The organism is Candidatus Cloacimonadota bacterium, from assembly GCA_012522635.1.
GTDB lineage: Bacteria > Cloacimonadota > Cloacimonadia > Cloacimonadales > Cloacimonadaceae > Syntrophosphaera.
This window is the reverse complement of record JAAYKA010000090.1, coordinates 1-6,077: the sequence shown is the minus strand read 5'-3', so window position 1 is coordinate 6,077 and position 6,077 is coordinate 1. Positions and strand designations below refer to the sequence as shown.

Sequence of the window (6,077 nt, the reverse complement as noted above, 5' to 3'; positions counted from 1 at the left end):
TCCCAAGTCCAGACAAAATCCTCCTGACCTTGGATGGGAATGCTTTTCACCAATTGTCCGCGCAGGTTATGGATACCCAGACTGCCACGCTTGCCCTTGCTTCCTGCCAGGCTGATATCCAAGCCCTGTCCATTGGAAAGCGAAACCGGGTTTGGTGTCAGGCGTAAAAGCGGTGGCGGGGCAATTTCGTCATTATTTGCCACGATTTCAAAAACCACCGTGTTCGATCCCGGGCTTTCCTGATTTCCATCCCAAAGTCTGATCTGAAAGGTGCTTCCGACCCATGACCAATCAGATTGGTCGACTTCCATGGTGGTTTCGCCAAATGGGAGTTCTGCAAAAAGCATGCCGTCCTTATAAATGCGGTAGTTTGTCCAATCCTTGATTCCATCGTTCATCGGGGCCTGCCAGTGAAATTGAGTGGGAATAAAATTAAGGTCAACTTGAAGCATGAAGTTGTTCACATCAAAGTTTGGAGCTTGACCCAAGAAGGGATAATCATCACCTTGTTGCAGTCTGTTTAAGCGGGATGCATAATTCTCAACCCTCGAAACATAATTGCCATCGTAACTAAACTTGTACCATCCACTTCCCTCCACTTTCAGATGCTGGGAAATGACGGAATTGTCCGCCAAATCACGTTGTGTGAGCAAAAACAAATAGTTTTCCGGGACAAAGAATTGATGGAATTCATCGAGTTGAAATTCGGAAATCCGCTGTGTTCCAGCTATATCGATAATCTCTGTGCGCTGCCAAGTGGAATACAAAAAATTCCGGATTTTATCCCAAGAAGTTCCATCGGGCAGGTCAAAGCTGCATATTTCATTCTCATGATTGCGTTCATGCCGCTTCAGATAAAGGAAATCGCCTTCCTCATAAAGCCAGTTCCGCTGGTCCCAATCATACACAAAAGAATAGTTTTCCAAAGGAAAGCAGGGCTTGGAACCAATCATATGCGGATCTCCGATCAGTTCATGACGCGGCGGAGGAGTGTCCACAATGCCGATCAGGCCAAGGCTCACAGTTTCTCCGGGGTTGAGATTGAAAACTGTGGGTGTTTCAAAGCTTCCCGAGGTTCCGTAAACTGTGATGCCGGGAACCTGCGTATCGGCAAGAATCACGGCATAACAGGCAGCTTCGGCATCCAACTCGAAAGAGAAATCAGACCCATCACCAATGTCTGCTTCAAACAAAATTCCGCCGCTGTCCAGTCTCACAAGCTGCAATCTGATATTTTGCAGGCTGTAAGCTCCGTAATAAGCATAACTGCCTTCCACAATTGCCGATTCCGTCAGGGTCAAAAAAGGTTCAAACTGAACCAAAGGAAGCGCTGGATCATCGTTTTGGTCATTGATTCCAAGGGCGATTTCCGCCGGATCTTCCGTGCCCCACCAGTTGTTTTGAGCGTAGATTATGATGCTGGGATCGGTGTAGGAATAGGTGAAAACGCTGTGCGGGGTGTTGCTTTCGTCGATATTGTCATAGATTCGGTTTTCACCCTGCGCCCAATCGTGATATATATTCAGATTTCCCAGACAGGGTTTGGCATTGTTGCCAAGATAAAATCCGGTGAAGTTTCCGTGGATATCGTTTCGTTCAAAATAGGGCTGGCTGGTGGCGCCGGCAACCATCACTCCGGCTCCGGAATTGGCATCACCGGAGATGAAATTGTGGCGGATGAAATTGTCTGCCACATAGCCAGAGGCGTTCAAGAGATAGATGCCGGTGAGGTTATATTCGATGGTATTTTCCAAAATTTTGGGGTTGATGGCGTTCGCGCCCACGATGTCCCAGGCTGTGATGCCTTGCTTGAAATTGTGGTGGATGTGATTGCCCTGGATGAGAGGGCAGTTCGAGCCACCGCTGGATTGGTTTGAAAGCTGGATTGCCGCCATATATTGGGATCCGGTTCCGTTATGACGAATTTCGTTTTCCAAAATCTGCGCGTTGCTGTTTTGAACCACCAGGATGCCGTTTTGAATGCTGTATTCAATCAGGTTGTGGGAAACATTTACCTCGGCGGGGTTGGCGGCGCCGATGCCGTAAAGCTGCATGCCTTTTTGATTTCGGTTAAAACGGCTATGCGTAATCTCGGCGGGTGAATTGATGGAATTGATGCCATATTCCGCGTTTTCGATATAGCAATGGTCAAAAACGCTTTGCGCGGTTTCATTTTCCAGACGAATGCCCTTCCAAAGCGCATTGGGATCGGTCTGCGCGTTTTCAAAGCGGATGCTGTCGGCAGGGCTGCCAATGGCGTTGAGCGGTCCTTGGGCTGTCAAACGATAGTTTCCCTGCACCAAAATCTGCACTCCGGCTTCGATGTTGAGGCTGTTGTCAGCGGGAATGGTGACGTCTCCCACCATCATGTAGGGGCTGTTGGCCAAAAGCCAGGTTCCGGATTGATTGCCACTCACGTCGGTGCCCGCCAAAGGGGTCAAAATGAGTAGAATACTAAAAAACATCAGCGCGTAACGCATATTTTCCTCCTATTTTTTATCCATACCGCCTTCCTTCTTTATTCGTGCCGCACTCCCATTTTTGTCTTCCCGCTCAGTCCCCCGATTTTTTATCGGGTGTGGTGGCAGGGCGAGACCTGGGAGTGCGCGGCTGGAAAAAAGAGCCAAGGCATAAAAAAAGCGGAAAAGGGCATGCCCTCTTCCGCTGTGTAATCTTGAATCCGTCTGGCTTATTCAGAGATTGCCTCGACGGGACAAACGGCGATGCAAGCGCCGCAATCGATGCAGGCGTCTGCGTCGCAAACGGCTTTGTCGTCTTGCAAGGAAAGCGCGCCCACCGGGCAAGTTTCCACACAAGCACCGCAGCCGATGCAGACTTCTATGTCGATTTTAACTGCCATTTTATGCTCCTATCTGGCTATATTTTAGGCAAAGTTCCTGCGAGAGGCAGAAACGTCAAGCAAAATCTCTTATTTGGCTTTTCCCTGATTTTTGACAGCGGTCTGGGCTTTGGCAAGTTCTTCATCATCAGCCAGATAATAGCGTTTGTTCACGCTGAGATCGGTGTTGAATTCATAAACCAGCGGAATGCCGGTGGGGATGTTCAGGCCCACAATGTCCGCGTCGCTGATGCCATCAAGGGTTTTCACAATGGCGCGGAGGCTGTTGCCATGCGCGGAAACAATCATTCTGCGTCCTGCCACCAAACGCGGCACCACCACTTCGTCCCAGAAGGGAAGAGCGCGTCTCACGGTGTCTTTCAGCGATTCTGCCAGGGGAATTTTCTTGGGATCCAGATGGGCGTAGCGGGGGTCATGACCAGGCCAGCGGGGATCGGATTGTTCCAGAGAAGGAGGCGGAACATCGAAGCTGCGGCGCCAGAGCATAACCTTTGCCTCACCAAATTTGGCGGCTGTTTCGGCTTTGTTCAGACCCTGCAAAGCACCGTAGTGGCGTTCGTTGAGGCGCCAGTCGTGATTTATGGGCAAATACATCATATCCATTTCGTCCAGAGCCATCCAAAGTGTGCGGATGGCACGTTTCAGCACCGAAGTCCAGCATTCATCGAACACGAAACCCGCTTCCTTGAGACGGACGCCGGCGCTTTTGGCCTCGATTTTGCCTTGTTCAGAAAGATCGACGTCGGTCCAGCCGGTGAAAAGGTTTTCCTTGTTCCAAGTGCTTTCGCCATGGCGCAACAATACTATTTTATACATGTATATCTCCTTGTGTTATAATCTATTTGGTGGTATTGGGTGAATCCGCGTAGCGGATGACCCCGGCGCGGGTTTCGAGAACCCTTGCCAAGATGAAAAGCAGGTCTGAAAGCCTGTTTACATATTGTAAAATTTGAGGTGAAACCTCGGTTTCACGCGAGAGGGCAACAATTTCACGCTCTGCCCGGCGCGCGACAGTTCTGCAAATATCCAGGCGCGCGGATTGAGGCATTGAACCAGGTAAAACGAGCCCTTTCAGCGGCGCCTCTTTCTCCAAGGTTTTAATCTGGGAAGTGATGGCGTCAACATCGCTGGTGGTAATGGTTTGCGCTTGATTTATGTTCGTGTTTGCCAGTTCCGCCATGGCGAGGTAAAGCTTTTGTTGGGCTTGCTGCAAAAGCTCCTTCAGAGCGGAATCTTCCACGAGGTGCAAGGCGTCTCCCAGCCAGGCATCCAGCTCGTCCAAGGCTCCATACGCGCGCACGCGAAGCTCGTTTTTCCACACTCTTTCCCCGCTGAAAAGAGAGGTCTGTCCCTGATCGCCAGTTTTAGTGCTGATACTCATTTCATCGCGATGACGGAAATCTCTATCAATCCGTCTTTTGGCAGGCGCGCAACTTCGATGGCTTCGCGAGCGGGGTAGGGCGAGCTGAAGGTGCGGGAATAAAGTTCGTTCAACAGGGAAAAATTGTCCATATCTTTCAGGAAAACCGTCACTTTCACGATGTGTCCAAAACCCATGCCGGCGGCTTCCAGGATGGCTTTCAGGTTTGCAAACACAAGCTGGGCTTGGGCTTCGAAACTTTCGGGCATCAGCCCGGTGTTGGGATCGATGCCCAGTTGTCCCGAAATAAAAAGGGCGTTGTTCATCATCACGGCTTGGGAATAGGGTCCGATGGCGGCTGGGGCTCTGTGGGTGTTGATGGATTGCATGTTTGCTCCTTATTTTCTGAGTAGTTTACGGGAAATCTGAACCGAATCTGTCACTCGATTCAGGGGAATGGATGATTGGTTGGCTCGGATGAGATTGAAAAGTTCCAGTTTTCCCATCCGCACGCTGTCTTCGCTGATGGCCAGCATCAGGTCACAATCGTGATCTTTGGCATGCAGTTGTTCGCTTTCGCTGTCGCGGATTTCCGGGCTCACAACTGTAACAATATCAGCCTCATGCAGCTCCTGCGCAATCTGTAGTAACATCATTTCCAATCCGGGGGAAAGCGCGCAGACGTAAACGGAAAAAGCGTTGTCCCAGGCGAAAAAAAGCCGGCGCGTGTCCATGATGTTGAAAATCAAATCCAAATCAAGGAAAAATCCCACGCCGGGAATGCTGCGTTTCACCAGTTTATCGGAAAGACGGTCATAGCGGCCACCTCCGCCAACGGTTTGCTGGCTTTCACCTTCGCCGACCACAAAGTCGAACACTGTGCCATTGTAATAGGCATAATTTTTTGTAAGACGGGGGTCAAGCTTGTAGGCGTGACCGAGGTTTGCCTGCACTTTTTTCACGTTTTCCAGCGCGGCGAGGCAAGCGGGGCAAAGATAATCCAGAATTGTAAGTCCCTCAGGCACATCCTTGGGGCAGCGGGGGTCGTCACATTGGGTTTGAGAAAATGGATTGGCAGCCAATTCGGCATGGCAGGCTTCGCAATAGGAATCGCTGTGTTTTTTGAGTTCGGCACGCACTGTCGCCAGATATTTGCGGCGGCAATCCTCGCAGCCAAAGCTGTTCAAGCGCAGGCTTATGTCCCTGAAGCCCAATTCTTTAAGAAGCCGGATGCCCAGGCTGATGACCTCGTTTTCACTGATGGGACTGTTGCTGCCCAAAAGTTCCACACCCAGTTGGATGGATTCCTGAGGTCCTTCCCCCATGCGAAAAAAAGGTCCGTGATAGTAATAGCGATGAACGCGTCCGCCTTCGCCTTCCCGGGCTGCCAGACCGAGGATGCTGATGGTGCCTTCAGGACGCAGGCTGAAGCTGCTTGTTTCGCTTTTTTCGTCACACACATTCACGGTGCGCGCCGCCAACATTTTACCCTGCCTGCCTTGCATCAATGCCTTGATCCCGCGTTCCACAAATTCACGATCCAAAAGAATGGGAAGCCGGATTTCATGATAGTCGTGCAGCTTCAAAATGTGGTCAAAGCGCTCTTCTATCAATTTCCACTTCCACACTTCCTCAGGTAGAAATTCTGGAAAAACGGGTTTGCTTTTAGGCATTTGGTCTCCTTTTTCTTGGTCTTTCCATTTTGAAATCCACTCCATTTTTGTCAATAGAAAAGGATGGAAAAAACTGGAGAACGAGCCAGCGAAGAGCTGGCTTCAGGCTTGCAAGTGTTTATTTCTGATTGCGATAGGGTTTTTTAGCTTTGCGGTTTCCAGGTGCAGCGCAAGCTGAGACAGC

6 protein-coding genes are annotated in these 6,077 nt (G+C 50.3%); all 6 read right to left on the bottom strand.

From position 1 onward, the window contains the following. Positions 1-2,480: right-handed parallel beta-helix repeat-containing protein (locus tag GX135_04845; GenBank protein NLN85416.1), on the bottom strand; the 2,480-nt coding region annotated here is incomplete at its 3' end. 209 nt (positions 2,481-2,689) lie between these two features. Continuing rightward, positions 2,690-2,860 (bottom strand): 4Fe-4S binding protein, encoded by a 171-nt coding sequence (locus GX135_04840; GenBank protein NLN85415.1) that lies wholly within the window; start codon positions 2,858-2,860, stop codon positions 2,690-2,692. A gap of 69 nt (positions 2,861-2,929) precedes the next feature. Further along, the gene (gpmA, locus tag GX135_04835; GenBank protein NLN85414.1) at positions 2,930-3,676 is read right to left on the bottom strand and encodes a 2,3-diphosphoglycerate-dependent phosphoglycerate mutase; all 747 of its coding nucleotides are present in this window, start codon (positions 3,674-3,676) and stop codon (positions 2,930-2,932) included. Between the two features lie 22 nt (positions 3,677-3,698). Further along, the gene (locus GX135_04830) at positions 3,699-4,241 is read right to left on the bottom strand and encodes a cob(I)yrinic acid a,c-diamide adenosyltransferase (protein ID NLN85413.1); all 543 of its coding nucleotides are present in this window, start codon (positions 4,239-4,241) and stop codon (positions 3,699-3,701) included. Further along, a complete protein-coding gene (locus GX135_04825) occupies positions 4,238-4,609 on the bottom strand; it encodes a RidA family protein (GenBank protein ID NLN85412.1) in 372 nt (123 codons plus the stop codon). The genes GX135_04830 and GX135_04825 overlap by 4 nt, the downstream gene beginning before the upstream one ends. 9 nt (positions 4,610-4,618) lie before the next feature. Beyond that, positions 4,619-5,893: a hypothetical protein gene (locus GX135_04820; GenBank protein NLN85411.1), complete on the bottom strand. Its 1,275-nt coding sequence runs from the start codon at positions 5,891-5,893 to the stop codon at positions 4,619-4,621. Between the last annotated feature and the right edge of the window lie 184 nt (positions 5,894-6,077).

Bases quoted from the DNA above. Each gene is read 5' to 3' on its own strand.
- gpmA (NLN85414.1), bottom strand. From the start codon at position 3,676: ATGTATAAAATAGTATTGTTGCGCCATGGCGAAAGCACTTGGAACAAG.
- GX135_04830 (NLN85413.1), bottom strand. From the start codon at position 4,241: ATGAGTATCAGCACTAAAACTGGCGATCAGGGACAGACCTCTCTTTTC.
- GX135_04820 (NLN85411.1), bottom strand. From the start codon at position 5,893: ATGCCTAAAAGCAAACCCGTTTTTCCAGAATTTCTACCTGAGGAAGTG.
- GX135_04840 (NLN85415.1), bottom strand. From the start codon at position 2,860: ATGGCAGTTAAAATCGACATAGAAGTCTGCATCGGCTGCGGTGCTTGT.
- GX135_04825 (NLN85412.1), bottom strand. From the start codon at position 4,609: ATGCAATCCATCAACACCCACAGAGCCCCAGCCGCCATCGGACCCTAT.